General features: G+C 59.4%; 18 protein-coding genes. 5 read left to right on the forward strand and 13 right to left on the reverse strand.

The genetic code is table 11. From position 1 onward, the window contains the following. Positions 1–117 precede the first annotated feature (117 nt). Together FNL14_RS03765 and FNL14_RS03770 are read right to left on the reverse strand one after the other, a co-directional pair. Positions 118–3273 carry a DUF3427 domain-containing protein gene (locus FNL14_RS03765; RefSeq protein ID WP_142057748.1) on the reverse strand — a complete coding sequence of 1052 codons (3156 nt, stop codon included), beginning with the start codon at positions 3271–3273 and terminating at the stop codon, positions 118–120. Between the two features lie 222 nt (positions 3274–3495). Next, positions 3496–4995 carry an SIR2 family protein gene (locus FNL14_RS03770; protein ID WP_142057750.1) on the reverse strand — a complete coding sequence of 500 codons (1500 nt, stop codon included), beginning with the start codon at positions 4993–4995 and terminating at the stop codon, positions 3496–3498. 755 nt (positions 4996–5750) lie between these two features. Between FNL14_RS03770 and FNL14_RS03775 the strand changes: the two genes are divergently transcribed. Next, positions 5751–7088, forward strand: a complete 1338-nt coding sequence (locus tag FNL14_RS03775; RefSeq protein ID WP_142057752.1) for a PIN domain-containing protein — start codon at positions 5751–5753, stop codon at positions 7086–7088. Between the two features lie 686 nt (positions 7089–7774). Here FNL14_RS03775 and FNL14_RS03780 read toward each other — a convergent pair. The 4 genes from FNL14_RS03780 to FNL14_RS03795 all read right to left on the reverse strand — a co-directional run bounded on the left by FNL14_RS03780 (position 7775) and on the right by FNL14_RS03795 (position 12127). Further along, on the reverse strand, positions 7775–8827 hold the full coding sequence (locus FNL14_RS03780) for a hypothetical protein (RefSeq protein ID WP_142057754.1): 1053 nt from the start codon (positions 8825–8827) through the stop codon (positions 7775–7777). Positions 8828–9059: 232 nt separating this feature from the next. Further along, positions 9060–9845, reverse strand: a complete 786-nt coding sequence (locus tag FNL14_RS03785; RefSeq protein ID WP_255470692.1) for a carbon-nitrogen hydrolase family protein — start codon at positions 9843–9845, stop codon at positions 9060–9062. 44 nt (positions 9846–9889) lie between these two features. Next, on the reverse strand, positions 9890–11239 hold the full coding sequence (locus tag FNL14_RS03790) for an APC family permease (protein ID WP_142057758.1): 1350 nt from the start codon (positions 11237–11239) through the stop codon (positions 9890–9892). 9 nt (positions 11240–11248) lie between these two features. Next, on the reverse strand, positions 11249–12127 hold the full coding sequence (locus FNL14_RS03795; RefSeq protein WP_142057760.1) for a carbon-nitrogen hydrolase family protein: 879 nt from the start codon (positions 12125–12127) through the stop codon (positions 11249–11251). A gap of 96 nt (positions 12128–12223) precedes the next feature. Between FNL14_RS03795 and FNL14_RS03800 the strand changes: the two genes are divergently transcribed. Beyond that, positions 12224–12973 carry a FadR/GntR family transcriptional regulator gene (locus FNL14_RS03800; RefSeq protein ID WP_142057762.1) on the forward strand — a complete coding sequence of 250 codons (750 nt, stop codon included), beginning with the start codon at positions 12224–12226 and terminating at the stop codon, positions 12971–12973. A gap of 263 nt (positions 12974–13236) precedes the next feature. Here FNL14_RS03800 and FNL14_RS03805 read toward each other — a convergent pair whose 3' ends face one another. From FNL14_RS03805 to hisC, 5 genes are all read right to left on the reverse strand, one after another. Next, complete coding sequence (locus FNL14_RS03805) at positions 13237–13833, reverse strand: hypothetical protein (RefSeq protein ID WP_142057767.1); 597 nt, start codon at positions 13831–13833, stop codon at positions 13237–13239. Between the two features lie 221 nt (positions 13834–14054). Continuing rightward, on the reverse strand, positions 14055–14414 hold the full coding sequence (locus tag FNL14_RS03810; RefSeq protein WP_142057769.1) for a hypothetical protein: 360 nt from the start codon (positions 14412–14414) through the stop codon (positions 14055–14057). Positions 14415–14772: 358 nt separating this feature from the next. Then, the gene (locus FNL14_RS03815; protein ID WP_142057771.1) at positions 14773–15540 is read right to left on the reverse strand and encodes a hypothetical protein; all 768 of its coding nucleotides are present in this window, start codon (positions 15538–15540) and stop codon (positions 14773–14775) included. A 477-nt stretch (positions 15541–16017) separates the two neighbouring features. Continuing rightward, the gene (locus FNL14_RS03820) at positions 16018–17430 is read right to left on the reverse strand and encodes an amino acid permease (protein ID WP_142057773.1); all 1413 of its coding nucleotides are present in this window, start codon (positions 17428–17430) and stop codon (positions 16018–16020) included. A gap of 45 nt (positions 17431–17475) precedes the next feature. Continuing rightward, positions 17476–18573: a histidinol-phosphate transaminase gene (gene hisC, locus FNL14_RS03825; protein WP_142057775.1), complete on the reverse strand. Its 1098-nt coding sequence runs from the start codon at positions 18571–18573 to the stop codon at positions 17476–17478. A 93-nt stretch (positions 18574–18666) separates the two neighbouring features. On the opposite strand from hisC, the gene FNL14_RS03830 reads away from it, so the two are divergent. The 3 genes from FNL14_RS03830 to FNL14_RS03840 all read left to right on the forward strand — a co-directional run bounded on the left by FNL14_RS03830 (position 18667) and on the right by FNL14_RS03840 (position 21511). After that, positions 18667–19197, forward strand: a complete 531-nt coding sequence (locus tag FNL14_RS03830; RefSeq protein WP_142057777.1) for an Lrp/AsnC family transcriptional regulator — start codon at positions 18667–18669, stop codon at positions 19195–19197. A gap of 94 nt (positions 19198–19291) precedes the next feature. Further along, on the forward strand, positions 19292–20950 hold the full coding sequence (locus tag FNL14_RS03835; RefSeq protein ID WP_142057779.1) for a thiamine pyrophosphate-binding protein: 1659 nt from the start codon (positions 19292–19294) through the stop codon (positions 20948–20950). Between the two features lie 411 nt (positions 20951–21361). After that, complete coding sequence (locus FNL14_RS03840; RefSeq protein ID WP_181762536.1) at positions 21362–21511, forward strand: transposase; 150 nt, start codon at positions 21362–21364, stop codon at positions 21509–21511. 145 nt (positions 21512–21656) lie between these two features. Here FNL14_RS03840 and FNL14_RS23780 read toward each other — a convergent pair whose 3' ends face one another. Next, positions 21657–22178, reverse strand: coding sequence for an SLATT domain-containing protein (locus FNL14_RS23780; protein ID WP_142057783.1), 522 nt, complete (start codon positions 22176–22178; stop codon positions 21657–21659). A 177-nt stretch (positions 22179–22355) separates the two neighbouring features. Then, entirely contained in the window at positions 22356–25667 is a 3312-nt protein-coding gene (locus FNL14_RS03850) for an ATP-binding protein (protein WP_142057785.1), read from the reverse strand. Between the last annotated feature and the right edge of the window lie 249 nt (positions 25668–25916).

Genomic DNA, 25916 nt, shown 5'->3' on the forward strand with positions numbered 1-25916 from the left:
CGACACAGGAGGAATTGCAGGTCCCTCGACTACCAAATCCCCAGCGACACTGCCAGTTCCCGGAACCTCCTGGACAGCCCTCGGCCGTGGGATTACTTGGGGCGGAATCGACCTTCGCTATTGCCCCACGGCAGCCGCACTCGCATAAACGTCTGCCGGCATCGGCCGGTGCAGCTTCCAGGTGATCGCGATCGGCTTCTCGCCCACATGCTGAACGTAGTCCACCTGCCCCAGGCACGTGTAAGGAACTGTCAGCCCGGTCTCATCGTCAGCTTTGTCCCTCGTGAAGATCAGAACCCGCGAACCATGCGAAGCCCGGTCAAGATAGCGGCGGCCCGTGGGGCTCGTCGGTGACGTCGCATTCTGCGACTCCCAGTGGAACAGCTCAGGACTGATGGCATAGTCCTTATACATGGTGGTCGCCGAGTGCTTCTTATCGTCCTTGTTCAGGGTGACAAAGAAGGCATCTGTGGAAGTTGCAGGACACCATGCAACGCCCTCGCGGTGCTGCACGTTCTTGCCCTGTTCCAGCGAGCCGTACTGCAGCGCCGCCAGAACCTCCTCACGCCGGTAAGTGGCGTGCGAGAGCAACGGGATGTGCTGCAGCCCAGCTCCAAGGCTCTTCGCTGCGTGTTTGGACGCCGCCACTCCCAGCTTCACGACCTGGCGGATCTCGCGGCACACAAACTGGTAGCCGCGCAGATGGTCCAGTCCGCCGTCGTACGTTGTAAACCCGCCGCCGTCATCCCACAGCGTGTAAAAAAGCATTCGCGCGAAAGCTTGCTCGCGCATGCCAAGATCTGCATAGCGAGGTGCGTCGGGAGCAACCAGCATCGAATAGGCAGCGGCGCGCTCCGGATCGTCCACGTGAATCAGCGCGGCCATGCGGCCCAGCAGCTTCTTTTCCTCCGCGTCCGACAGCTCCTCAATTTTCCCGCGAAGCACCGTCTCCAGGGGCGAGAAGCCCTCGACCAACCCTGCCTGACGGAGGTAACCGGTCCAGGAGTCCCTGGTGGAACGGTAGATCGTCTTCACGTCGTTCCCCGACCGCTCCAGATACGCCTCCAGCTCGGTCTCGGCGTACGAGGCAATGTCCCGGACCAGCTGCGCCCGGTTGGACCGGAGCTGCGCCTTGATGTTGTCCAGCACCACCTTCTGCGCCACCCGGTCCAGCACGATCTGCGAGCCGGAGGGCAGGTATGGGAACTCCTCCTCGACAGCCTTCTCCAGCTCCTTGCGCCCGTAGCCGGTCAGGGCCCGGTAGCGCAGATCAAAGCGGAACTCACGGCGCTGCTGGCCGATGAAGTCCAGGACCGTCAGCACTGCTTTGCCCTCCGCACGGCGCAGCCCGCGTCCCAGCTGCTGGAGGAAGACCGTGGCGCTCTGCGTGGGCCGGAGCAGCAGGATGGTGTCCACCTGCGGCAGGTCCAGCCCTTCATTGAAAAGGTCGACGGCGAAGATGCAGTTGATTTCCCGCTCACTCAGGCGTCGCAGGGCTTCCTCGCGGTCAGCATTGTCAGTGGTGCCGTCGACTGCGACGGACGCAATGCCGGCTCGGTTGAACACCTCGGCCATGTAGCGGGCGTGCTGCACGGAGACGCAGAAGCCGATGGCCCGCATCTGGTCGGTGCTGGTGACCTTGTCCCTGAGTTCGCGGATGACCTTGGCGGCCCGGGCGTCGTTCCCGGTGTAGAGGGCGCTCAGCTGGGTGGTGTCGTAGTTGCCGCGTTTCCATTCCAACTGCCTCAGGTCGACGTCGTCGGAGACACCGAAGTAGTGGAACGGCACGAGCAGGTCGGCATCCAGGGCGTCCCAAAGCCTAAGTTCGCTGGCTGTGCGGCCGTCGAAGAACTGCTTGGCGACGTCGACGCCGTCGCCGCGTTCCGGTGTCGCTGTGAGCCCGAGGAGCTGCTGCGGTTGGAGGTGTTCCAGCAACCGGCGGTAGGTAGGTGCCATGGCATGGTGGAATTCATCGATGACCACGACGTCGAAGAAGTCCGGTTCCAGCTGCTCGACGCCGAGCGAGGACAGCGACTGGACCGAAGCGAAGATGTGCTTCCAATCCTGCGGCTTGTGGTCCCCCACGTAGAGCTCACCGAAGGCGCCGTCCTGCATGACGTCACGGTAGGTGCGCATCGCCTGCTTGAGAATCTCCTGACGATGGGCGACGAACAGCAGCTTCAGATCGCGGCCCGCCGCCTCGCTTAGCCGCTTGTAGTCCAGGGCCGCGATAACCGTTTTTCCAGTTCCAGTGGCCGCGACTAGAAGGTTGTGGTTGTAACCCTTGAGGCGCTCTGCTTCCAGGTCCTCCAGCATCTCCTCCTGGTGAAGGAACGGCTGAATCTCAAGGCCGGTAGTTGCATCCGGCGCCGCAGTGCGACGGCCGCCGTTCCGTTCCAGTGCGGCGTCCAACTTCTCGCCATCGCGTTCCGGATCGTAGCTTTGAAAGGCTCGCTGCTCCCAGTAGCTGTCGAACGTGACCTCGAATTTCTGCAGGAGGGCGGGCGTAGCCACGGAGCTAAGCCGGACGTTCCACTCCAGGCCATCCAATAGTGCGGCCTGGCTCAGGTTGGAACTGCCGACGTACGCGGTATCAAATCCGGTATTGCGTCGGAACAGCCAGGCCTTGGCGTGCAATCGAGTTGCGTGCGTTTCGTAGCTGATTTTTATCTCGGCCCCGTACCGGTTGACGAGCTCGTCAATGGCGCGGCGTTCGGTAGCACCCATATATGTGGTGGTGATGACCCGGAGCTTGGCGCCGCGCTCATTGAGCTGCTCAAGGGCTGGCTCCAGGAGCCTCAGGCCGGTCCACCGGACGAAGGCGCAAAGAAGGTCAACTGTGTCGGCTGACTCCATCTCGGCCCGAAGCTCGGCAGCTAGATTGGGGTCATCCTTGTTGTTGGTGAGAAGCGCTGAGTCGCTCAAGTTTGTGGTGGGACGACGGAGTCGGCGAGGCCTAAGTGCATCAGGCCTGTGCAGGGACTGGAGCTGAGTTGGGCCATGTTCAATTCGATCTTCGATGCTCAGATCGCTGAGAACACGGTTGGCTATGCCAACCCTGTCCGCCGGCCTGGCTGAGGCAAGAGCTTCACGGACCGCGAGTGCCACGTGGCGAGACAGAAGATCAGGAACTGCTTCGTCTTCAATCTCACGAAATAACGCTTGAAAATCGTGCTGACTCAGTAATCGATCGGTGAGTGAAGTCGTCTTGAGTAATTCATACAAGCCTTCGTGGAGGTGGGGAGGTGCCACTCTTCCGATGAAATCAGTCACCGGGCCAGACTATTTCATACCCGTAGTTGGCGCACCTAGCTATGGCATGACGCCGAAAAAAATACATGGCTCAGGTGAATATGCACCAAAGTAGACTGCCATTCATGATCGAGTTGCAGGCCGGAATCCCTTATTGTGAAATAGGCAGTGATGCCAGATCTTCGGCATAGGCTCACCCGAGGAGAGAGGTCCGCACAGCATCCGCTCTGACGTTTTTCGTGCTCAGTCCATAACACCGTCCAGAAACGGAGTATGTTGCGGAACCATGTCTGGCCCGAGGCGGACCATGTACCTTTCCACTTCTTTAAGAGCTTCGGGCAATGCTTCAAAAAGCCCTTCCAAAGCTTCAACAAGCTCGGTTTCGCCCCAATGCTGCGGAATGGACGGAGCAGAAGTCTTTACGACCTCTTCCCGAAGATCGGGTTCCTCACCGGTATCTAGCTTTCCTTCGGTGTTCTGCTCAAGGCCAGCCTGCGCAGCGTCTTGTTCATCGTCAGTAAGGGCGTAAACGTCATCCTCAAACAGCTCATAAAACGGGAGTGAAGCAAGGTCTTTGTCTTCAACGACCAGTGTCATGAGCCCGTTTAGATAGCCATTTATGTAGGCGGCATCCCAGAATCGGTTCCGATCAACCGCAACATGAAGTAAATGATTGTAGGTGCGCAAAGTGCTGCGGACCTGCTTTGGGTCAGTGTATTCGCCAGTCATACATTGGGACTGTATGCGATCAAATCCGTCTAACATGCCATCCTGGTAAGCCAACGAAAAGAACAATTCTGGATGGGAACGCCAGTCCATTCGCATCGTCTCTTTATGGACTGTCGCCAAAAGAGGTCGGAGCTTGCGCGAACGATCCAAAACCTCATCCGATAACAGATCGCCACTTTCTTCGAGATGTCTTTTTAGAGATCGCAGGAAGTATGTTCCATCCGTTTTGATGTGTCGAATACCCAGCGCTTCAGCCTCTGGGGAGTCGAAAGGTCCTACAAAATAGGATATCGGCCTTAGTTTTCCCATGCCCTCCATAAGCGGTTCATAGACGTTACGGAAGTCTGCATCACGAAGCGAATACCCGGTGAAAACTATAGTCTTAGTGGCAAGCAAATGACGCAGCGTTCCGCCTACTGCGGATGCACGAAGACTAGCTTCCGCTTCCTCGTAGTCCTCACTGGTTGCCACCAATGTAGAGATATTTCTCAATGAGCCATGAATTTTATAGACTTTACGATCCGGCAAGTTGTAAAAGGCGTAATCTCCGTCTACTACGATGGGGATGGCACCACAGATTTCTTCAAAAAATGCGTCCCAGTTGGTGGTTATAATTTCACGGACCTGGGCGATCGTCGATAACTCTTCATGAAACATTGTGGCAAACTGCCGTACAGCCGGAAACGTCTCTGCATAGCGGATTCGCTTCATTGCTTCTTCTACCAGCTGCAGTCGACCGTAAAGTTTCTCATAAGCCGACATGACTGAGGGGAAGTCTTCGCAAACAGAGTCCTCAGGAAGCTCGGACCTGATCTCGTCATAAAATGTCGAAGGGAATACTCTGGAATTCTCCGTGCTGATTCCCGCTCCTGCGAAAATCACGAGGCGCCCCTGCTTTGCCGCCTCCACTAGTTGCGGCGGCAGCATGAAATCGTAGTTGAGACTACACACCGCACATTCGTCGACGTCCGCGCTCCTCTTCCCGCCAGGGAGAGCATGATCTGAATTAGTCACTTCACTATGTTCCCATGCGGCAAGTTTGGCACCCTACCCCAGCATGCAAACGATTGCCATGGGTCGGGCACTCGCCGCCTCGATATGAGAGCCGTTGTTTCCGGTCCGCACGAGAACCAGCACTCACGGACCAGCGCCGTTGGCTGGGACCACGTCCACGGATGATCCTTACTGGTCGCGTCGTTTGGATCGATTGGCCCGATGCATCGGGTGGCGGCGCCTAGCTATTAGGCGCTACTCGCGGGCCCCGCGACCTACAAAGCGCTAGCCGCACCGGCGAAGATATGCTGCAGCTGCCACTGTCGTCCCTCCCGGACAGGGCAAACTCGGTGAGGTCAACCGCCACCTAGGGATGAGGGGGATCCTTCGGAGGGGAGTCGGGGATCTGCGATACCTTAACCATTGGCTCCACAGCGTCGTTAGTATCTCCTGCTGAACGACGAAAATTAACTGCAGGTACTGTCTTACCTTGGCTTCTCGTTTGACATACGCACGTGCGGGCGATCGCCAATCTCTTCCGATAGACAAAAAGGCTAACTCCCAGGAAAGCTGCGAGAACGAGATGGACGAGCAGTTCCCAAGCCAGGTCAGCCTCAAGAGGTACAAGCAAGAAGAATCAGAACCCAGACGGGGAGAGCCTGCTTGAGGCGGGGCGGGGAATAACAAGCGAGTAGCGCTAATGTAGGGACGACGACGGTAGGGGCCAAGGGTGGCCCCTGTCTACTGAGGAAACGACTTCAATGGGGGAACGGCGCATGACCATTTGGACTGGGTTCGAGGGCTACAAGGATCCAACAGAGGAGGAAGCGCTGACTCTGTTACGTGAGTCGTTCGTCGTGCTGGACACGAATGTCTTGCTTGACCTTTACTCAATTCCTGAGTCGGCTCGCGACCTCGCTCTCGACGCGCTCGAATTCTTGCAGGACCGTCTCTTCGTACCTCACCAGGTCCTCCGCGAGTTCTGGCGCAACCGTCAGTCGGCCATAGCGGAGGCACCAGTTCTGGCTCAACCGCTCGACGGGGTGCGCGACGAACTGCTCGCGGTCGTCAACTCCTTGCGGCCGGACCGTGAACGAACAGCTGAACTCGATGAAATCCGCGCACAAATCAATAAGACATTAGCTGATCTGGAAGCCCAGATTGACGATGCCAGAGGCAAGCCCCTTGACGTGAAACAAATTCTCAGGGACAACAGCCTGGACCCCGTTTTGAAGCGGCTGGAGTCGATTCTCGAAGGGCGAATCGGAGAAAGCTTTGGTTCTGACGAAGAGAGTATGGTCCAGCTGGGCCTGAAACGGTTCGAAGCAAAAGTCCCGCCCGGCTACATTGACGGGAAGGACAAGAAGGAACAGATTCCGGAGCGTGGGACAGGCGACTATCTCCTTTGGGAGCAGGCTTTGCGCTTCGTTGAGGGGCAGTCGGAATCTCGCGATTTCGTCGTCGTTACGAACGACAGTAAAGAGGACTGGCGCATTGTCATCACGCAACCGAAGAAGCAAGTGCTGGGCGTTCGACCCGAACTAGTCACAGAGGCTTTGTCGCGAACTGGGGCTCAGTTTATACTGCTGGATCCGCGAGACTTCTACCGTCTCATGAATAAGATTAGGTCAATCGACGCGAACGCATCTCGCTCCTTGTCTTCAGCACTGCAAACGGTCTCAGAAAGCAGGACCCGTGATGCCGGCGAATGGACCTCAGCCGCTTATCACCAACTTCTTGCAAATCTCCGCCGCGATGGGTACGCAGCGCAAGCCGATGTCATCGCCCTAGCTGCCGCGACTGGAGGGCTGGCAAGTAGAGCAGAAATCTACGAGGTTGCAGGGTACGCCGATGACAGGTCCCTTCGACGTTTCTCTATGCCCGCCCAGCGTGCGACAATTTCACTCATTGATTCCGGTGCGCTGCAGGGTGAAGTCCCATTTCCACTGGAAGCCGTGTACGAGGGACCGGGGAAGACCATCGGGTATGAAGTGCCAGATGAGTTCGTTCGGTTCGCGGCGGCTGACCAGGATTCCGCGAACGCCCAGCTCACGTGGATTGACGCTGCAACACAGGTTGCTGAGGACGAGCCCGAACGTGTGGACCGCAGATGAGCTGGTTGCAAAAATTGCGGCGAACGAGCTTCGTGATGTTTCCTCGGCCCTGACTCCCGCAGCTACCCTACGCAGGGATCTTCGTCTTAGCGGCGGGGACCACTTTGAACAAATTGGATGCGGCTTCCGTATCCTGACACTCCCCAAAGGTTAGTTCCTCAGCTCCGCTCTCTGTGCACGGATCTCGATGATTGAGCACAGGGGTGCTGAAGTTACTTCGCCACAAGTGGGCGTTTTGCCTTCCACCCGCGGCCCGGACCCAATTACATCTATCACTCGAAAGGCACAACAAGAATCAGTTCAAAACCGTTGGAGCGAGGAGCCCGTGAGATCCTTCAAATTGTGCATTGACAGAAGATTTTTCGATGCAAACAAGTGACGCACCTTGCGCACAAGAGTGGCGCTAAGCGTCAGTTCCACTTGATGCCGAACCTCTTATCGATCGACAGAATATCGACGACAGAGTAGTTCTCGGCCAGCCTTGCTAGCCATTCGGCAGTTAGCTCAATCTAGTGCCACCAACTCGTCGCGGTTGCTCGGAAGCTGAGGGTTACGGTTGCCAGGCAATTCTGGAGCTTTTGCTTTACTCACCTGCCCTGTAATCACAGGCTAAGATCGGTTACGACTGTGCTGCATAAGTAGGGACGGTGCCGTTGTGGGATTAGGTTAGATGGTCTATCAGGCCATCAGAAGGGAAACGGCGAGTATGTAGGCAGCTCCTGCTGACCCCTTTGCATCGCTACTTTCCACACTTCCGGGTCGGCCCATTTCGGTTTGTCAGGCAACCTCCAGGCTTGACGCTCTGACGCTGAGAACGGCGGAGTGAACTGTGGGGGTGTCGCCACGATCCCATGGCCCCTGGTTTCGACTCCATTCTCGGTCAGTATCCAACCGTCTGTCAGAAGCTCGATCACCGAGCCGCCGGACTGCCAAGATTCATCCCCGCGACGAGCGGACATAGCTTCTTTCAGGGCCAGGGCCAGGTTTGTGAATGCGTTACCTATCTTGAGCCGCTTTGTGTCGTTGCCCCTACCCGAACGAACCATGTCAGCCATAAGACGACGAAAGACATCGGTAGGGTGATCGCCCGCATGCCAAAGTGTGGAGACTATGGGTGTGCCCATCTCATTCGGCTTCCTCTCCGCCACATACTGAACTGTGAGCTGTTCCTCGTGTCCGCCGCCCTCGTCATCATAGAAAGCAGGCTCGTAAACGAAACGGATTCTCGGCGAGCCTGCGTCGGGTCCGGCGGGTATTGTCAAACCTTGCTGGCTAACCGCCCCCAGCTCGTATGCCATTTTGAGACTTGGGAACACTGATTCGTAAGAAGCATCCGACGTCAGTGAGCTCAGGGCTTCATCATGAATTCTCTGCTGTTCAGCGAGCTGCTCATTGAGACGTGCTTCGAGTTCAGAGACGCGTGCCCCAAGCTGATTGTTTGCATTTGACGCGTGTTCAACAGCTTGGGTAGCGGCAGCCTCCGCAGCTTCCGCTACCACTACCCGGGTTTCTTTGACGAACCGCCGTTCAAGCACGAAGAGGACTCCGGCTAGGAGGATCGAGGTTCCAACATTGATCAGAACTCCTGACCAAAATGCTGGCATAGCATTTAGGTCGGGATTGGGAAGGACGAGCCGCCAAGCGACAAAAATAGCAGCGACGCCGACTAAGACGCAGAGTCCAATCCAGAGCCAATCTGGCTTCTTGGCTTTCGGTTCAGATACTTGCGGAGAGGTCATAAGCCCAGCATATTGTGCATTGGACGGTAAAAGTGCTCGATCCCGCGCCATCGAGCAGGGTGAGGGGCACGCGGAAAGGCGCTAATTAGAGCCCACCAAGACAGCCAAAACGGTACCCACGCAGGGCTGTATGCAACAGCGACCGTTACCTTTATCTGAGGCCACAGGGGTACGAGATACCTGCAGCTGATCTAGCAGCAATGGCTCCACCTGAGACGAGGTGACCTTGGGACTACAGCCGCCGCTGCTGGAACATCGGGAACGACTCCCGGACCCGCTCTACAGTCTCCAGTGCAACCTCCACCACCCGAACGCCTGGCTCCAGCCCAAGGTCAGCCTCAACGACCCCCATCGGGTCCACCAGCACGCTCCGCCCCACGGACACGGGCGGCGCCTGGCACACCCCCGCCACGTACACGCTGTTCTCGATCGCCCGGGCTGCATTTAGAGCCAGCCACTGCTCCGTCTTATGCTCACCCGGCACCCAGGACGAGCAGACGAGCAGGACCTGCGCGCCGGCGTCCACCAGCGACCTGGCCAGCTCCGGAAACCGCAGGTCATAGCAGGTCATCAGCCCGAACCGCACTCCCCCGTGCTCGAATACCACCGGATCAGTGGACGGGCCCGGCTTGATGAACGTCGACTCCCCGAAGCCCTGCGCGTCGAAAAGGTGGATCTTCCGGTAGAAAGCTAGCCGGCCGCCGTCGGGCCCGAAAGCCACCAATGTGTTGTAGGCCCGGCCCGTCTCGTCGGAAGTCTCCACCACGCCCGCCACCAGCGCGATGCGGTGGCGGCGGGCGATGTCGGCAAGCTCCCGGCAGACCGGCCCGTCCAGCGGCTCGGCCACTGCCGGGAACGTCGCGTCCACCTTCTTCTTTTCGTAGGTGGCGTACTCCGGGAAGGCGACCAGCGCGGCGCCGTCGCGCGCTGCCTCGGCGGCGAAGGTATCAATCACGGCGAGGTTGGCCTGGACGTCGGCGCCCGACTCCAGCTGCCCCAGCGCAATCCTCACAACCATTCCCTCCCTCGCCCCAACGGGCCAAACAACCAACCGGCCAGAACTCAGGCAGCGGCCTCGACCGTTGCCTTCTCCGTGGCCGTCATCTCCGGTGGCGCGGCCTTGAACCCCCGCGTGATCAGGGCCAGGACCACCACGCCCAGCACCAGCCAGGACACACCCAGCGTAATGGCGTTGCTGTCCAGCTGGGAGAGCAGGTAGGCGCAGATGATGGCGCCGATCACCGGGACCACCACGTAGGACATCGGGTTCAGCTGCTGCCCGCCCCGGCGCTGGCGCACATAGTGGAACACCACCGAGGCGTTCACCAAAGTGAAGGCGGTGAAGGCACCAAAGTTAATGAACGACGTCGACGTGGCTACGTCCAGGAAGATAGCGATCAGGCCCACGATGCCAGTGATCACCAGGTTCGCCACCGGGGTGTGGAACTTCTCGCTGAGCCGGCCGAAGACGGCCTTGGGCAGGACGGAGTCGCGGCCCATCGCGTACAGCAGGCGGGAGGCGCTGGCCTGCGCGGCGAGGCCGGAGGCGAACTGCGCCACCACCAGGCCGGCCAGGAACACGGCGCCGAACAGCTGCCCGCCGATCTGCAGGGCGATGGAGCTGGCCGCGGAGGCCGAATCCTCGAACACGCCGCCGGGGTGGACCAGCTGGGTCACGTAGGACACGGCCACGAAGATGCCGCCGCCGATCAGGGCCACGAGCATGATGGCGCGCGGCACGGTACGGCGCGGGTTGACGGTTTCCTCGGTGAGGGTGGTGACGGCGTCGAACCCCAGGAACGAGTACGCGGCGATGGCCGCGCCGGCGGAGATAGTGGTGAAGCTGGACGTGTCGTTGAAGAACGGCTGCCCGCTGGCCAGTCCCCCGGCGCCGTTGGCGGACACCACGCTGCCGATGGCCAGCGCCACGAAGAACACCAGGACCAGCAGCTGGAACGCCATCAGCACGTAGTTGGCCTTGTCCGCCACCTTGATGCCCAGGATGTTCAGCAGCGTTGTGATCACGATGAAGCCCACCACCCAGACGCCGATGGGGACGCCCGGGAACTGGGCGGTCAGGTAGGAACCGCCGATGAGCCAGATGACCATGGGCAGGAAGAGGTAGTCGAGCAGGACGGCCCAGCCCACCAGGAACCCGACCCGGGGATCGATGGAGCGGCGGACGTAGGTGTAGGCGGAGCCGGCCACGGGGTGGGCGACGGCCATCCGGCCGTAGCTGTGCGCGGTGAACAGCATGGCCACGAGCGCCACGAGGTACGCGGCGGGCGCGGCGCCGCCGGTGGTTTCGGCGATGATGCCGAAGATCCCCAGGACGATGATGGGGGTCAGGTACGCCAGCCCGAACAGGACCAGGCTGGGCAGTTTCAGCGTGCGGGTGAGGGTTGTTGTCACGGTGGTTCCTTAGGGCTCGTAGGACGGCGGTGTCCAGGTGGCCGGGTTGATCCGGCCTTGGTAGACGGAAAGTTCGACGGCGGGCTCCCCCTCGCGGAACTGCGACCAGGGGCGGTTGAGGTTCTCCGTGCCGTGCGTGCGGACGCGGTCGACGGCGGCCAGGTCCAGTTCCGCGGTGAGCAGCTGGGGTTTCTCGTCCTGTGCCTCGGCGAGGCTGTTGCCCTCCGGGTCCACGATGATGCTCCTGCCCTGGCCGGTGGGGCCGGCGCAGTTGACGCTGACCATAAAGACCTGGTTGACGATGGCGTTAGCCTTGGCCAGGATCAGCTCCTGTTTGCGGTCCGGAGTGGTGGTTTTGACGACGTTGAGAATCACGTCGGCGCCCATCCAGGCGAGCTGGCGGGACACCTCCGGGTACCAGGCGTCGTAGCAGATGTTCAGGCCCACCATCCCAATGCCGGGGAGGTCCACGGTGGTGAACTTGTCGCCGGGGTCATAGGGCTCGAACGGGCGCCAGGGGAAGATTTTCCGGTAGTAGCCGGCGAGCTCCCCTTCCGGGGACAGGACCAGCTGGGTGTTGAACAGCTGGCCTTCCGGGCCGCGTTCGCAGACGCTGCCGGGGACGAGCCAGATGTTGAGGTCTTTGGCGAGCTGCTTGAGCTCTTTGACCCGCGGGCCGTCCAGGGGTTCGGCACTTGCTTGGAGTATTTCGGTTCTTTGGAGGTCCGGGTTTTCATCGCCGAAGAGGTGGAGTTCGGGGAAGACGACCAGCTTGCTGTGCGGCTGGGCCTCGAGGGCTGCTTTGACCTCGTCGGCGAAGGCCGAGACGGGTTCGCCGACGAGCCGGGGCCTTGCTTGGGCCGCGACGAGGGGAAGGATGCGTTGCATGGGTTTTTCTCCGCTGTGGGGTGTGATCCGGGTTATATTAGATCAGAATGATCCAATAAAGGGAAGGGGGCCGGAGTGAGCCGTAAAGTAGCGGATATGACCCGTCAGCTGGAGGACACCGCCGAGCCCGCCCGCCTAGGTTCCGGGAGGGTGTCCGGGATGGAGCGGCGCAGCGCCATGGACGCCGTGCGGATGCGGATCGGGATGGCGATTTCGCTCGGGCTCTTGAAACCGGGCGAGCGATTGCCGGACCAAGAGGATGTGGCCCTGGGTCTCTCGGTGAGCCCGATTACTGCACGCCGGGCTTTGGCGAGCCTGGCGGAGCAGGGCGTAGTGGTGCGCCGGCGCGGCAGGGCCGGTGGAACCTTCGTCGCGGATTCGCCGCCTACGGAGGTTCTGGCTTCACTTTCGGCATCACCCGCAGAGTCCCAGGCGGTGAACCGGCTGGTGGACCGGCGGCTGCTGTTCGAATGCGCTGTTACCCACTACGCCGCGGTCAACGCCACAGCTGAGCAGTTGGATGAGCTGGAACGACTGACACGCGAAATGGCCGAGGCAACCGACTGGTCCTACTACCACCGGATGGACGAGCAGTTCCATCAACTGGTGGGAACTGCGTCATGCCTGGACTCCGCCGTCGAGGTTTACCACGAGACCCTCGCCGAGCTGTACGACTACTTCATCCCCTACCCCATCGAGAAGCTGCACAAGTCCAACCAGGACCACATCGCGCTCGTGGCAGCCCTGCGGGCGGGTCATGTCGAGGAAGCTGTGGAGCTCTCCCGGAAGCACGTGGACATCCTGCACCGGACGATGTTTATGGGGCTGGCGGGAGGCCGCGCCTAAGCCAACTTGACTGGCTGAATAGGTGCTACCACCCTGCTTGCCGGTGCTGCCTATGAACAAACCGAGAACATTGCTAGCCGGCATCAAGGCGATTATTTGGGAACCTGCGTTAAGGCGATTATTGGCGGCGCTTCAGACCGCCAGAGCAAAGCGGACGCACCGTTCCAGCGGTGAACCTATATATCCTGCCGTTAACTAGAACGATCCAAGCCTGTGCCTAGCTAGAGGCACAGACTTGGACCGACGAGACCGGATAGGTCGGGTTAGAGAACCTCGCAAGCTTTCAGCTCAACGCCGAGATCCCCGCCATCCTGGAAAGTGCCGCGCACCGTGATAGCGCTCTCGGGCGCAATAGTGGCTGCCCGTGCTGCTGGCACATCATTGCAGTTGACGTGCAAGAAGGTGTACTTGTCGCCGTTGTCGACCCGAACGACGTACTGATCCTTATCGAGGAATTCAGTGTCAACCTTGTCCACGTAGCCAGTGACCTGCAGAATCTTGCCCTTGTACCTCGCGTCAGCAGCAGCCTCATTGCCCTTGAAGTCCTCCAGTATCTGACCAGCTTCGACCTGCAAGACCTCGGGAGCAGCTTGAGCAGGAGCCGCGGCCTGTGCTGGTGCAGCTGGCGCCGCAGCCGCAGCCGCCTCTGGTGCGTTCGCTGCAGGAGCGACAGGCGCTGAGGAAGTGCTCTTCCCCCCATTTGCAATCGATGAAACGATCATTATCAATACAAGAACCAGCGGGAGTATGAAGCGCTTCTTCTTGAACCAAGGGCGTGACGCCTTGCGATATGCCTTATCGGCTGCTGCTTGGGCTTTGCCGTCACGCTTTGCCTCCGACAATGTTGTGTTCTCTGTCATTACAGATCCTGTCTGACTCGTTGGCTAATGTCTCTGGTGGATTGCTGCCTGCGGTGTCACTCAGCTATAGCCCTCGTCAATCAAATGACAGGTCCGTCCCCCGCAATTAACTATAACCAAACGGGAAGGTAAGGCGGAGTATTGGCGAAAAACCTGCTGAAAAACTTGCTTACGGCCGAAGGCATCAATTGATGATCAAGATTTGCGCATTTTTTACCCAGCTAGAAGCTGACGATCTTACCGCCAAGCTTTTCCTGCATATCGGTCGAGGTCGGGCTGTTGATGACCCAGTTTTCGCCCACGAGCCATGAATTGCCTCCCGTCGTCTTCAAGTCCGCGTTCAGCTTTTTTACAGTTTGAATAAGTTGGCTAATGTCATTGCTTGAGACGTATGTGGAGATGACCGTGTTAGTCGAACACTCCGCAGATTCGGCAGCAAGAGTGATCCGGTTGGTTTGTTTGAAGTCGGGGCAAGCACCGCCAGCCTTGACAAAGGCTGCCTTGAGCGCCCCGACTGTTGCGTAACTGCCTCCATCGGCAGGCGGACCACTGACAGTCGGCGTCGGTGTCGGCTTGACCATGGTTGTCGCAGCCGTGGTAGAGGCTGCACAGCCGGAGAGAGCGAGGGCTCCTGCCAGCAAAACGACAGACCTAATACCTTTCGAGAACATTTCTTGAGTTCCTCCCCATTTTGACGCCGCATCAAGACGGCATATAGCAAATCAACGATGAAATTCCTGGTACCGGCTGGTGCAAGCAATTGAGCAGGCATCCGCTCCGTGGTCCGCTTTGTTTGGCGTGATTATAAGCAGAGCGGAAACCCGGCTCCCATGGCACCACAATGCCAAGGACTTTAAACCGGCTCGGATAAAACGTGGATTGGAATGTACCATACAAAATCGGCACCGAAACGCACAGTTATGGTGCGAGTAATTAGATTTACTGCTTTGTCCAAGAACCGCAGCGAGACGACTTAAAGTCCTGCCCGGCTGAGAGGGTCACCGAGGGGCGTCCGCCTGTCACGATGTCATTGTCCACAATGTCCGAGCCGTTGGAACCCGTGCGGTAAATGCCCCAGTAGCAGCTTCCGGAGACATCGGAGGCAGTTCGATAGGTCCCGGGTTCGATGTCCTTGCCAACGGTCCAGGTTCCTTCTCGTATTGTGTTCGCGGCTTTAGTCTTTTCGGCCGCCGTCACAGCTTCTTCACGCTTTTTAACGTTTTCCTCGGCGGCTTTCACCGCAGACTCGCGAACCGTGATCGCAGATTCCTTAGTGGAAATTGTGGATTCGCGTCCGCTAATACTTGAATTCAAGGTGTTGTAGCGGCTCTGCAGCTTCACAAGGTCCGCGCTAACTCCGTCCTTTTCGGATTGTAGAGCAATGAATTCTTTACTCTTCTTCGGGTCAGGGAGAGTTGCGCCAAGCACCAGTCCACCGATGAGGAACAGAACGGCAGCCGCGGCAGCCCAGTACCAAGCAATCCTCAAAGATCCCCGGCCCTGGCTTCCACCGCGCGGAGATGCGGGGTTCGAACCCGTCCCCGTCTTTGCCCGCCCAGTCATTTTGCTAGGCAATCCAAGCCAACGGCGTTTCCCGGCTATCCGGTTGGTCGGCGAAGAAATGAAAGGTTGAGCTCCTGGCGCCGTGTAACTAGGCGAGCCCTCTGGCTTGGGAGGAACTCCCATTGCAGGATTGATGTCGGTCACGGCGATAGCCCCCAAATGGTTCGTGCAAGTTCTACGATTCAACTACCACTTATCGACAAAGATTGAATGAGCACTAGGGATAGCTCCGCCCTGCCCGCTTGTGGTCACAAGACCTTCTCGTCAAGATAAATCGCGTCTTTGAAAAGCGTATTTGTTCACGTTGCCAGCTCAGGCCTGTGGAGGACGTCCTTGAGTGAAAACTCAGAGAACCTTGATCCAATCTTGAGAAAGCAAGTCCTCTCCACGTCGCTTCTGCTTAATACTTGCACTTTGGCGTCAAGTCCTCCCCGCTTTAGCAGTTCCCCTGTGGAGATAACCAAAGGAGAACATGAACCACCGCGGAAGCCTCCAACCCTCTGCCTCGAGAAACGCCTTTACACCGAACGGCCAGCCACCCGGTACTCAACGGGAAGGGCGCCCGGCCTGGCCGGACGCCCTCGCGCACAATCAACCCACGGAGGGTTCACGGCATCTGATTCAGTCGACGAGCACCGGCGGTTTGGCCTGCTCCGACGATTCAACAACGGGCGGAACGGTACGGTTCCGGTGGTTCAGCCAGTTCGCCACCGCAAGCAGCGCGACAAGCCCGAAGGTACTCAGGAGCTGGGGGCGCGAATCCTCGCCGATGAAGCCCACCGTGAAGATCGCCGCGAGGATGACCAACCCAACCACAGTGAGCCACGGGAACCCGGGCATCCGCAGAGGAAGTTCCGTGCCTTCCCGATCGGCGCGGAGGCGCAGCGCGAGCTGGGCCAGGAGCGCGGACGTCCACACCAGCAGGCAGGTTGAGCCCACGATGTTGAGCAGGATAGGCAGGACCATCTCGGGGAAAGCCAGCTCCAGCACCACCGTGACAACGCCGAAGGCAACACTGGCAAGGACTGCAACCACCGGAACCCGGGCCTTGGACACGGACGCGAGCAGCCGCGGTGCCTCGCCGCGCTCCGCCAGGGAGTACGCCATCCGGGAGGCGCCGTAGAGGTTGGCGTTGAGCGCGGATAGCAGTGCGGCGACCGCTACCAAGGTGATGGCTGTAGCCGCACCGGGCATACCGGCGGCGTCCAGCACGGCGGCGAACGGGCTCTTCAGGCCTGCCGATCCCACAGGAACCACGGCCGCGATCACAAAGATGGCACCGATGTAGAACACCAGGATGCGCCACAGAACGGTCCGAACGGCCTTCTTCACGCTGCGGGCCGGCTCGGCGGTCTCAGCTGCGGCGACGGACACGATCTCCGTGCCGCCGAACGCGAACGCCACCACGAACAGCGCCGTCGCAATGCCGGCAAAACCACTGGGCGCGAACCCTTCACCCGTGAAGTTGGACAGCCCCGGCGACTGGACGCCCGGCAGCCAGCCGAAGAGCAGTGCAGCGCCCACCAGCAGGAACCCGACGATTGCTGCCACCTTGAGCAACGCGAACCAGAACTCGAACTCGCCGAAGTTCTTCACGCTCGTCAGGTTCACGGCAGTGAGCACCACGATGAACACAAAGGCCATCAGCCACACCGGCAGGGCCGGGAAGATGGTAGCCAGCAGGCCAGCCGCACCGAGTGCTTCCGCCGCGATGACCACCACGAGCTGCAGCCACCAGAGCCAGCCCACCGTGGCTCCTGCCACCGGCCCGTAAGCCTTCGCGGTGTAGACGGAGAAGGCACCGCTGTCCGGATTGGCTGCGGCCATCTCGCCGAGGGCCCACATCACCAGGATGATGAGCGTGCCGGCCACGAGGTAGGAGATCAGCACCGCCGGGCCGGCCGCCTGGATGCCGGCGCCGGAGCCAATGAAAAGGCCAGCGCCGATGGCGCTTCCAAGCCCCATCATGGTGAGCTGGCGGGGTTTGAGGGCCGCGCCGAGCGCGCGGGCAGACGTCTTTGTCTGTTGTTCCATGGGATTCCTCTAGTTAGTAGGTGGAACGGATCTGGGGATAAGAATTCAGGCGGCGTGTGCTGCGAGGATCCGCAGCACGCGGTCATTGGCGGCGGTGTCAGCAACGGTGATCCGGACGCCGTCGCCCTGGTAGGCCCGGACCATGATGCCGGCGCCGTCGAACGCCTCCATCAGCCTCGTCCGGAGCTCGTCGTCGGCACGGATCCACAGGAAATTACCCTGGCTCGGCTCCAGCTTCCAGCCCCGGGCTGCCAGCTCCCGAGACATCCGTGCGCGTTCCTGCTTGACGACGGCGACCCGCGCCTCCATCTCCTCCCCCGCGTCCAACGACGCGACGGCAGCCTTCTGGGCCAGCGCGCTCACCGAGAAGGGAAGGGCGGTCCGGCGCAGCCCCTCGGCGATGTCCGGCGCCGCCACGGCGTATCCAACGCGCAGCCCGGCCAGTCCGTAGGCCTTCGAGAAGGTGCGCAGGATGCAGACGTTCGGGTACTCGCGGTAGAGCGCCAGGGAGTCGGGGCCGCTGCCCGCCTCGGCGTACTCCACGTAGGCCTCGTCGATCACCACGAGGATGTCCGGCCGGAGGGCGCGCAGGAAGGCCTCGATGCGCTCATGGCTGATCGGGACGCCGGTGGGATTGTTGGGGGTGCACAGCAGGATGACCTTGGTGCGTTCGGTGACGGCCGCGGCCATGGCGTCGAGGTCGTGTCCCTCCAGGTGGTCCAGCGGGATGCGGACCGGCCGGGCACCTGCCAGCTCCACCAGGATGGGGTAGGCCTCGAAGGAGCGCCACGCGAAGATGACCTCATCACCGGCGTCGCACAGTCCGGTGATGATCTGCTGGAGGACGCCCACGCTGCCGGGTCCCACCGCGATCTCCCCGGCGGTGACGCCGAGGTGCCAGGCAAGCCGTTCGCGGAGTTCGACGGCGGCCATGTCCGGGTAGCGGTTCATGGCACCTGCAGCTCCGGCCACCGCAGCGATTGCTGCGGGCAGTGGCTCGTAGTGGCTTTCGTTGCTGGCGAGGGCTGCGATGTCCATGCCGGCGCTGCGCCGGCCCGGGACGTAGGACGGCAGGCCGGTCACCGCAACGCGAAGGGTGGGGCGCGCGGCGGCGGGTGCCGATTGAAGATGAGTGATGGTCATGAGGACCGATCATGATTGTGACCCGGCGCACATTGCAAGATACGCTCAAGGCATTGGGACTTCTGCTCAACTTCTACTGCATGTGGTGAAAATATGACCATCGCTAACTCCCGCACCCTGGATTCCCTCGACGGCAGGATCATCCTGGCCTTGGACAAGGATCCCGAAGCCAGTGCCCTGGCACTCTCCCGGACACTCGGCGTCGCACGGAACACCGTCCACGCCCGGCTGTCACGGCTGGAGCGCAGCGGCGCCCTTCGCTCCTTCAGCCGCAGGCTGGACCCCGCCGCGCTCGGCTACGACCTGATGGCCTTCCTCTCGCTGGCCATCAGCCAGACCCGGGCCGGGGCGGTGGAGAACGGGCTCGCGGCCATCCCCGAGGTGATCGAGGTACACGCCACCACCGGCGACGCGGACCTCATGGCCAAGGTAGTGGCCCGGAGCACGGCCGACCTCTACCGCATCACCAACCAGATCCTGGCCATCGACGGTATCCAGCGGACCAGCACCGCCATTTCCGTCGTCGAACTTATACCGCCCCGCTACGACGGCCTCCTGAACCGGCTCTCGAAGCAGGAATCCCACCCCTCGGATGAAACTACGGGTGACGCAGGCCACAAGTAGGCATATTTTCAATTACTCCTGTTCCTTACTGCCAATAATTCCAGTCAGATCCAGCTCTATTGCTTATTCGTAAGCTGGCCCACAGGATTCCTGCATGACTACTCTCACCGTCTCGGGCCGCGTGGCACAGGTTCTCAGCAGCTACCTCAGCGACGTCTTCGGCGTCATGGGCAACGGCAACGTCTACTTCCTGGACGCCGCCGAAAAGATGGGCCTGCGCTTCTCCGCCGTCCGGCATGAGGGCGCCGCCATCGCCGCCGCCGACGCCTACTACCGGACCTCCGGACGGCTCGCAGCGGGCACCACCACCTACGGCCCCGGCTACACCAATGCACTCACCGCACTGGCCGAGGCGGTCCAGGCGCAGATCCCCGTCGTGCTGGTCACCGGCGACGCGCCGAGCAGCGGCGCCCGCCCGCAGGACGTGGACCAGGCCGCCATCGCCGCCGGCCTCGGCGCGGCCACCTTCACCGTGACCCGCGACGCCGCCGGCGCCATCACCCAGCAGGCGGTGGAGTACGCACTCACCAAGCGCACCGCCGTCGTGATTGCCATTCCCTACGACCTCGCGTCACTCGAGGCTGCGGATGAGGAACTTCCGGCGCCGTTGGCGGCTCAGGTGACGGACGACGTCGACCGCGGCCTTGCGCAGGCAGCCCGCCTGCTCGCCGGGGCCAAGCGCCCGCTGATCCTCGCCGGCCGCGGTGCGCACCTCTCCGGAGCCGGCCTGGAGCTCCGGGAGCTTGCCGACCGGCTCGGCGCCCTGACCGCCGGAACCGCCCTGGCGCTCAACCTCCTCCAGGGCGAGGGGTACCTCGGCGTCGCGGGCGGCTTCGGCACGGACACCGCGGCCGGGCTCATGGGCGAGGCCGACGTGGTGCTGGTGGCCGGGGCGAGCCTGAGCCCGTTCACCATGCGGTTCGGGCACCTGCTCGGCCCGGACAGCACGGTCATCCAGATCGACACTGCCCTGCTGCCCACGAACCCCCGGGTAGACCTGTTCGTCAGCGCGGACGCGAAGTCCGCCGCGGGCCGCCTTCTTCAGCTGCTTGATGACGTGGTTTCAGCCCAAGCTTGGCGGGCGGAAGCTTCTAAGCGCCTGGCTGCGGGTCCGGGGCACCACCCGGGTTCGGACGAGACGCCGGACGGCCGGCTGGACCCGCGCTCCCTGGCCACGGCACTGGACGCCGTACTGCCGGAGCGCCGCACGGTGGTCCAGGACGGCGGGCACTTCGTGGGCTGGGCACCGATGTACTGGAACATTCCGCGGCCGCAGGACCTGGTAATGGTGGGGACGGCATTCCAGGCCATCGGGCTTGGGCTGGCCAGCGCCGTCGGGGCGGCGCGCGCCGTGGAGGACGGCCGGACCCTGGTGCTGGCCTCCGGTGACGGCGGTTTCCTGATGGGCCTGGCCGACCTCGAATCGCTCATCGGTGCAGCGAAGAGCGCCATCGTGGTGATCTACAACGATGCCGCCTACGGGGCCGAGATCCACCAGTATGGCTCCCAGGGCTTGACCGAAAAGCCCATGCTGATCCCCGAGGTGGACTTCAGCGGGATCGCGCGCGCTTTGGGTGCCGAGTCGGCAATCGTCCGGTCGCTGGCGGACCTTTCGGCGCTGACGGACTGGATCGACGCCGGCGCCAAGGGAACGTTCGTGGCCGACTGCCGGATCACGTCCAGCGTCCGGGCGCCTTGGCTGAGCGAGTGGATGAACGCCAAGGAGGCGGCGAAGGCGGCGGTGGCGGGGTAACCGTGGTCCATCCTCAGAGGTTGGCAGATGCAACTTGTGACCGCTCAGGTTGCCGGACGTGGACAAACTCAGCCCGCAGGATGCTGGGCATCGATGAGCCACTTTTCCGGTGCGTGGACTACTTTCAGGACCCGTCAACAACTGGGCCCACCGCATGCTCCTGCTGCAGCGGCGACACTCTCAGCTGCCTGGCCGCCCTCCGACTCCAGGAAGTGTTCGCCCTGGACGATCCAACCGGCACCCTCCAGGCCGTCTGAAAGTCAGGAACAGCTCCGGGCCCTGCTCCGTACCGGCTCCTTGGACGACGCCGCGGCGGCAAAGAAGGTAATCGAGGAGCTGGTCACAGCAGCCGCGCGGCCCGAAACCAACAGGCTCTACCGCACTGTCTGCAAATGGTGAAAAGAGATCGAGGTGCTGATCATTACCGGTGCCACGACAGGCGAAGTCGAGGCCAACAACACCGCGATCAAGAACATCAAACGCACGGCGCGAGGCTACCGCAACCCTGCCAATTACAAATCGGTTAGTCCCTTGAGAAGTGCCGTCCGGACGGCGGCATGACGCTCATTCCAAGGATCCATTTCCCTAAAGAACGCTGAAGAGCCTCCAAAGGGGAGTGCCAAAGCTGACAAGGTGGAGCGGACGTAGCACCGACGTGGGGTGTCTGCCTACGCTCTTGTCGGGACAGTTGTCCAGCACGCTAGCGTTACGTGGTCTTCTCAGGCAAACTAATCGAGCCGGAGCCCGCCCCAGCTCGAACTGATATTTCCTCAGCGACGGATAAATGGCCGTTCGCCCAAGCCTCTGTCTCTGAACCGATGACATCCCAAGCCGTTTCAGAAGCCTTCACTAGCAGAGCCCAACGGTCCGCTTCATCCTTCAAGGCAAGACTGTTCTGTTGGGAATATGCCATTGCAAGCTCACCCGAAATCTCCTGTAGCTTTAGGGCCGTTCTCAGGTGTGCTGACCATCCAGAAGACAACGAAAATCCCCTATCCAGTAGCTGTAGACCTGCTGCCACGCCGAAAAGTACATAGCCGGCAGCTGAGGGGACGTCGGGCCACAAGCTTGCCCCAACGGGTATTAGACCCCCTAGAACAGCAGTTACTATGCTTAGGAACCGGGTGGATCGCGCCAGCCTTCTTTTGGTGGCTTTCTTCGTCAAATACCAAGTTGTTGCAGAAGCAAGAAACGATTGCATCGCTTCATATGCTTCAGCTGCCGTCATGGCTCCCGTTAGAGTCGACGGTAGCTCAATATCCTTCGGTACACGGCTGCGGCGCACGTATTCCCCCTTCGCGGCTAGCAGATTATGGTCCTCCGCTTCCGAGTAGCCCCGCCTGTCGAGGCCCGCGAAAGCCCCATTCACCTGGCAGTCCCGGAGCGTGACCGGAAATTGGAAGTATCATTCTTTCGTACCCAGCATATCCTTATTCAACTCGCCAGAATACTTAGGGCCGATACCATCCAGCAACTTGTTTGCCCTTCTAACGGCACTTCTAAAATCAGGGAACTGCTGTCGAAGCTTAGGACCGTACCCCAAGAGAAAACTAGATAAATCGCGATCCGCGGAAACATTGAGATTTCTCAGGCTGGGAGAAATCGATAAATACCAATCGACTAGGGGATGTGCAAGATTTGGCAGATCCCACGTCTCCTGATAACTCGAGCGCACCCGCTTTAGCAGTGCTGGCCCTTCTCTATAGTTTGCAAAAGACACGGGGGGATATTGCAATAACCGCGCGTCTGCGCTATCAGCATTCGACGCTTCGAGAATCTCGTAACGGCCCCAGCCAAGAGACAAGAAGCGAAAATTTAGGTGCATCAACGCCAAAGCTGTGATATCAGTAAAATGCCCAGTACGCGGAATAATAACTACCGGGTGCTGCGTTGTCAGCGCGAGGGATAAATCGTTAACGGAAACGCGCTGTGCGCACCCTTCCATGACGAACAACTTTTCGGATACCCATCCCGAATCGCTAGTTATCAAGGGATCATCACCTATCTCGGCCAGGGTAACTTCCCCACTCAGCCGCTGCAGGTTGTTCAGGACGGAATTATTCCGAAGGATGCTGTCGGCAGCTCTAGTCTCGCTAGCGGATAATAGGGCGCGCCGTAGTGTCAGCTGGAGAGCTGACACTACGGCGTACGGGAGTGCTCGTACATGATCGCGAGCGACGTTTAAGTCCGGGCGAAGTGAGTCTGAAAGCCAGATAGACGCGAGCACATTCCCGGTTGTGTAGTGATGAGTGTCTTTCGACGATACGGCTAGCCATTCCTCATCGGAGTCCAGAAAGTCGATCGGCAGGCGAATTCCATTATGGCTCAAGCTACTGACGTAGGTTCCTCCGCTATCGAGCCAGCCCCTATCCCAATACATTGGATCACCGAAAATGTCATCGGGATGCAGGCCGTGATCGTAGTCGTAGTCATCGTCGTAGTCGTCGTCATCGTCATCGTCATCGTCTTCATCGTCATCTGATGCGGTATATGGCAATAGAAGTCCGACTTCCGAAAAACTAACCCTCGCCTTGAATTCAAATTCGTCGTCGCTATCGTATTTCCCTATTGCGGCGAATCTTTCATGAGCATCCTGCGCGTAAGGATCAATTCGCTCCACATACTCATAAGCTTGGTTATCATAAAGCTTGAGACTGATGTGCGCGGTATCACCGTCATAGAAAGAGAGTTTCACGAAAGGCCCATTTCGGAGCGGTGAAGTTGGATCATTCACGTCCAGTTGCTTCTCGTCCTCTTCATCATCCCACGGGCTTTTATAATCAAAACTAATCCCGGCTACACCGGGGAGCTTTTCAACCGATAGCGTAGACATAACCGACTTCAGTGCAGACGCATCCACCGTTACAAGGTAACCAGCACCATCGATTTCATCCCTTGCGCGAGCGGCGGAAAGGTCTATTTTTCGCACGTTTAGCGTGACCTGCTTTAGTGCTCCTGCCACCTCTGGAGCGAGCTGTTTTAGCTTCGGGCCCCAATCCAGCTGATGGCTGGTGCTATTTTCGCCGTTTGGATCGGACAACGTCACTTGCTCGTTGTCAAGAGAAACCTTAACTGGGGTGTTGAGGAGGAAATGACCACAAAGACGCTTGACATCTACTCGTTCCGTCTTTTTATTTTGGTCAATTCGAAGGGCAATGGATGTGCCAGGCCTGCCTGGAGGCCGGTACCCGTGCTCTATAGAATGTGAATGACTCGGCATACTGCTGGGTACGCTCTGTTTGGATTCGGTCTGCACCACGAGAAAGTCCGTCTTCTGCGGAAATGAAAGGCGAATTGACTCGGCACGCGTGCCGCCTTCAGTTGCTGAACGAGTCGACAGTTCAATACGGTCCGCCACTAAGAAAGCTGAAAGCAGTCCTACCCCAAACTTACCTATAGAGACCATTGGCGAGGAGGTGTCGGTGGTAGACTGCATGAGAGCCGCCTTGAATCCAGCCGTTGAGTAATACGAAGCTCCAACTCTAAGCAAAAAGTTTTCAATAACTTCCAAGCTCATGCCGCAGCCTTCATCGTCAACCCGAACCCATTGATATCCCTCGTCATCTTTCCATTCGGATACGTTGATGGCATAACCGGAGGAAGCTACTTCCACACCTTCTAGGCGGCATCGGGCCCTCACCGCGTCAATCGAGTTTTGTAACAACTCGCGTAGGAAAACGTCGGAGTTCGGATAAAGGTTCTCACCCATAAAGAGGTCGAGGATAGCATCCTTGTCAAGCTTGAACCGAAAATCGCCGTAAGTAAAGCCATCGCTGATTATGTCTGAACGATCTATAGAGCCAGGCAGCGGTAGATCCCGCCATCGATCGGTGCAGTAGTTGATGAGTCGCTTGCATGCGGCTAACTCAGTTTCGATAACTTCTAAAAATTCGAGCACATCGTGCTGAACAACAGGGTGGTCAGGGGCGGCGATGAATCCAAGTTCGTAGTCGGCGGCCTTGGCAGTGGGGAAAACAAAGCCATCACTTTTCAGGTGTTTTCGCCATTCAACTTCACTTCGCCGAAGGCGTTCCGTATGTGCTCGCCTTATACCCATATAGCGATACACCGCTTCTGGCGATCTAGAGTTATCAAAGTCAAGTATGTCTGCGAGGCGCAGAATGATTGCACAAAGACGAAGATCACACTGCTTAATAAAGAGGTGGTCAAAGATATCGGTCTTCAGGCTGGTCGTGGCTAAGTTATGGCTCCTGCATAGTTCACCTAAGTGATGTGCTATGGGTACGCTTCCCCACCGAAGCTTCTCTTCAGGAAGGCTAGCTAGGATTGTTTTGACACGGTCTGCGTGCACCCAACGGCAATAGCCCTCTATGACTTCACTGTTGATGGTTTCGTCATTGCGTTTGTATCGAAGATACTCGGAGGGGTGGGTGCGCAAATACGTTTGAAACTCCGCCGAATTAGTTATGTTATTTCGCTCTTCTTCGGCAAAAGCCATTCCTGAGTCGTGGAAATATGCGGCAAGAATAAGCATCGCTGCTTCTAAAGCAGTGAGATCTTCTGTGCGGTTACCAAGTAAATTCTCCATGTTCGATATGACGTTTTTGGCGTGGACGCGGTTATGGAGGGTGTAAGTCGGGAATGTGTCACGAACCATGTCTAACAAATCACCAGCGTAGTTGGTCAGCCATTCTACGTCTGCGTTCTGCTGATGGGTTCCTTTTTTTACAAGTACTTCCCATAGTGTCGCTGACATCCCGCCTCCTGTCCAACGATCCCGAAGCTGTGATCCTTCGGGCCGTCACTTGCAAAAACCGCTGTTGGCTAGAACTTGTCGTTTATACAAAGCGTATCGTCCAAAACCTCCCACTCTGGACGGACTCAGCGCGGCGGCCTCATAGATTCTTGTATCCGCAACTGTCGACGCCTTATCGGCTCTTCGTGGTTGCTGGGGAAATGAGTTCGTGTCGTTGAAGACAAGGGGGTCCGTGGCCGTGCTGGGATG

Origin of the sequence: Pseudarthrobacter sp. B4EP4b (assembly GCF_006680095.1) — a bacterium.
Taxonomy (GTDB): Bacteria; Actinomycetota; Actinomycetes; order Actinomycetales; family Micrococcaceae; genus Arthrobacter.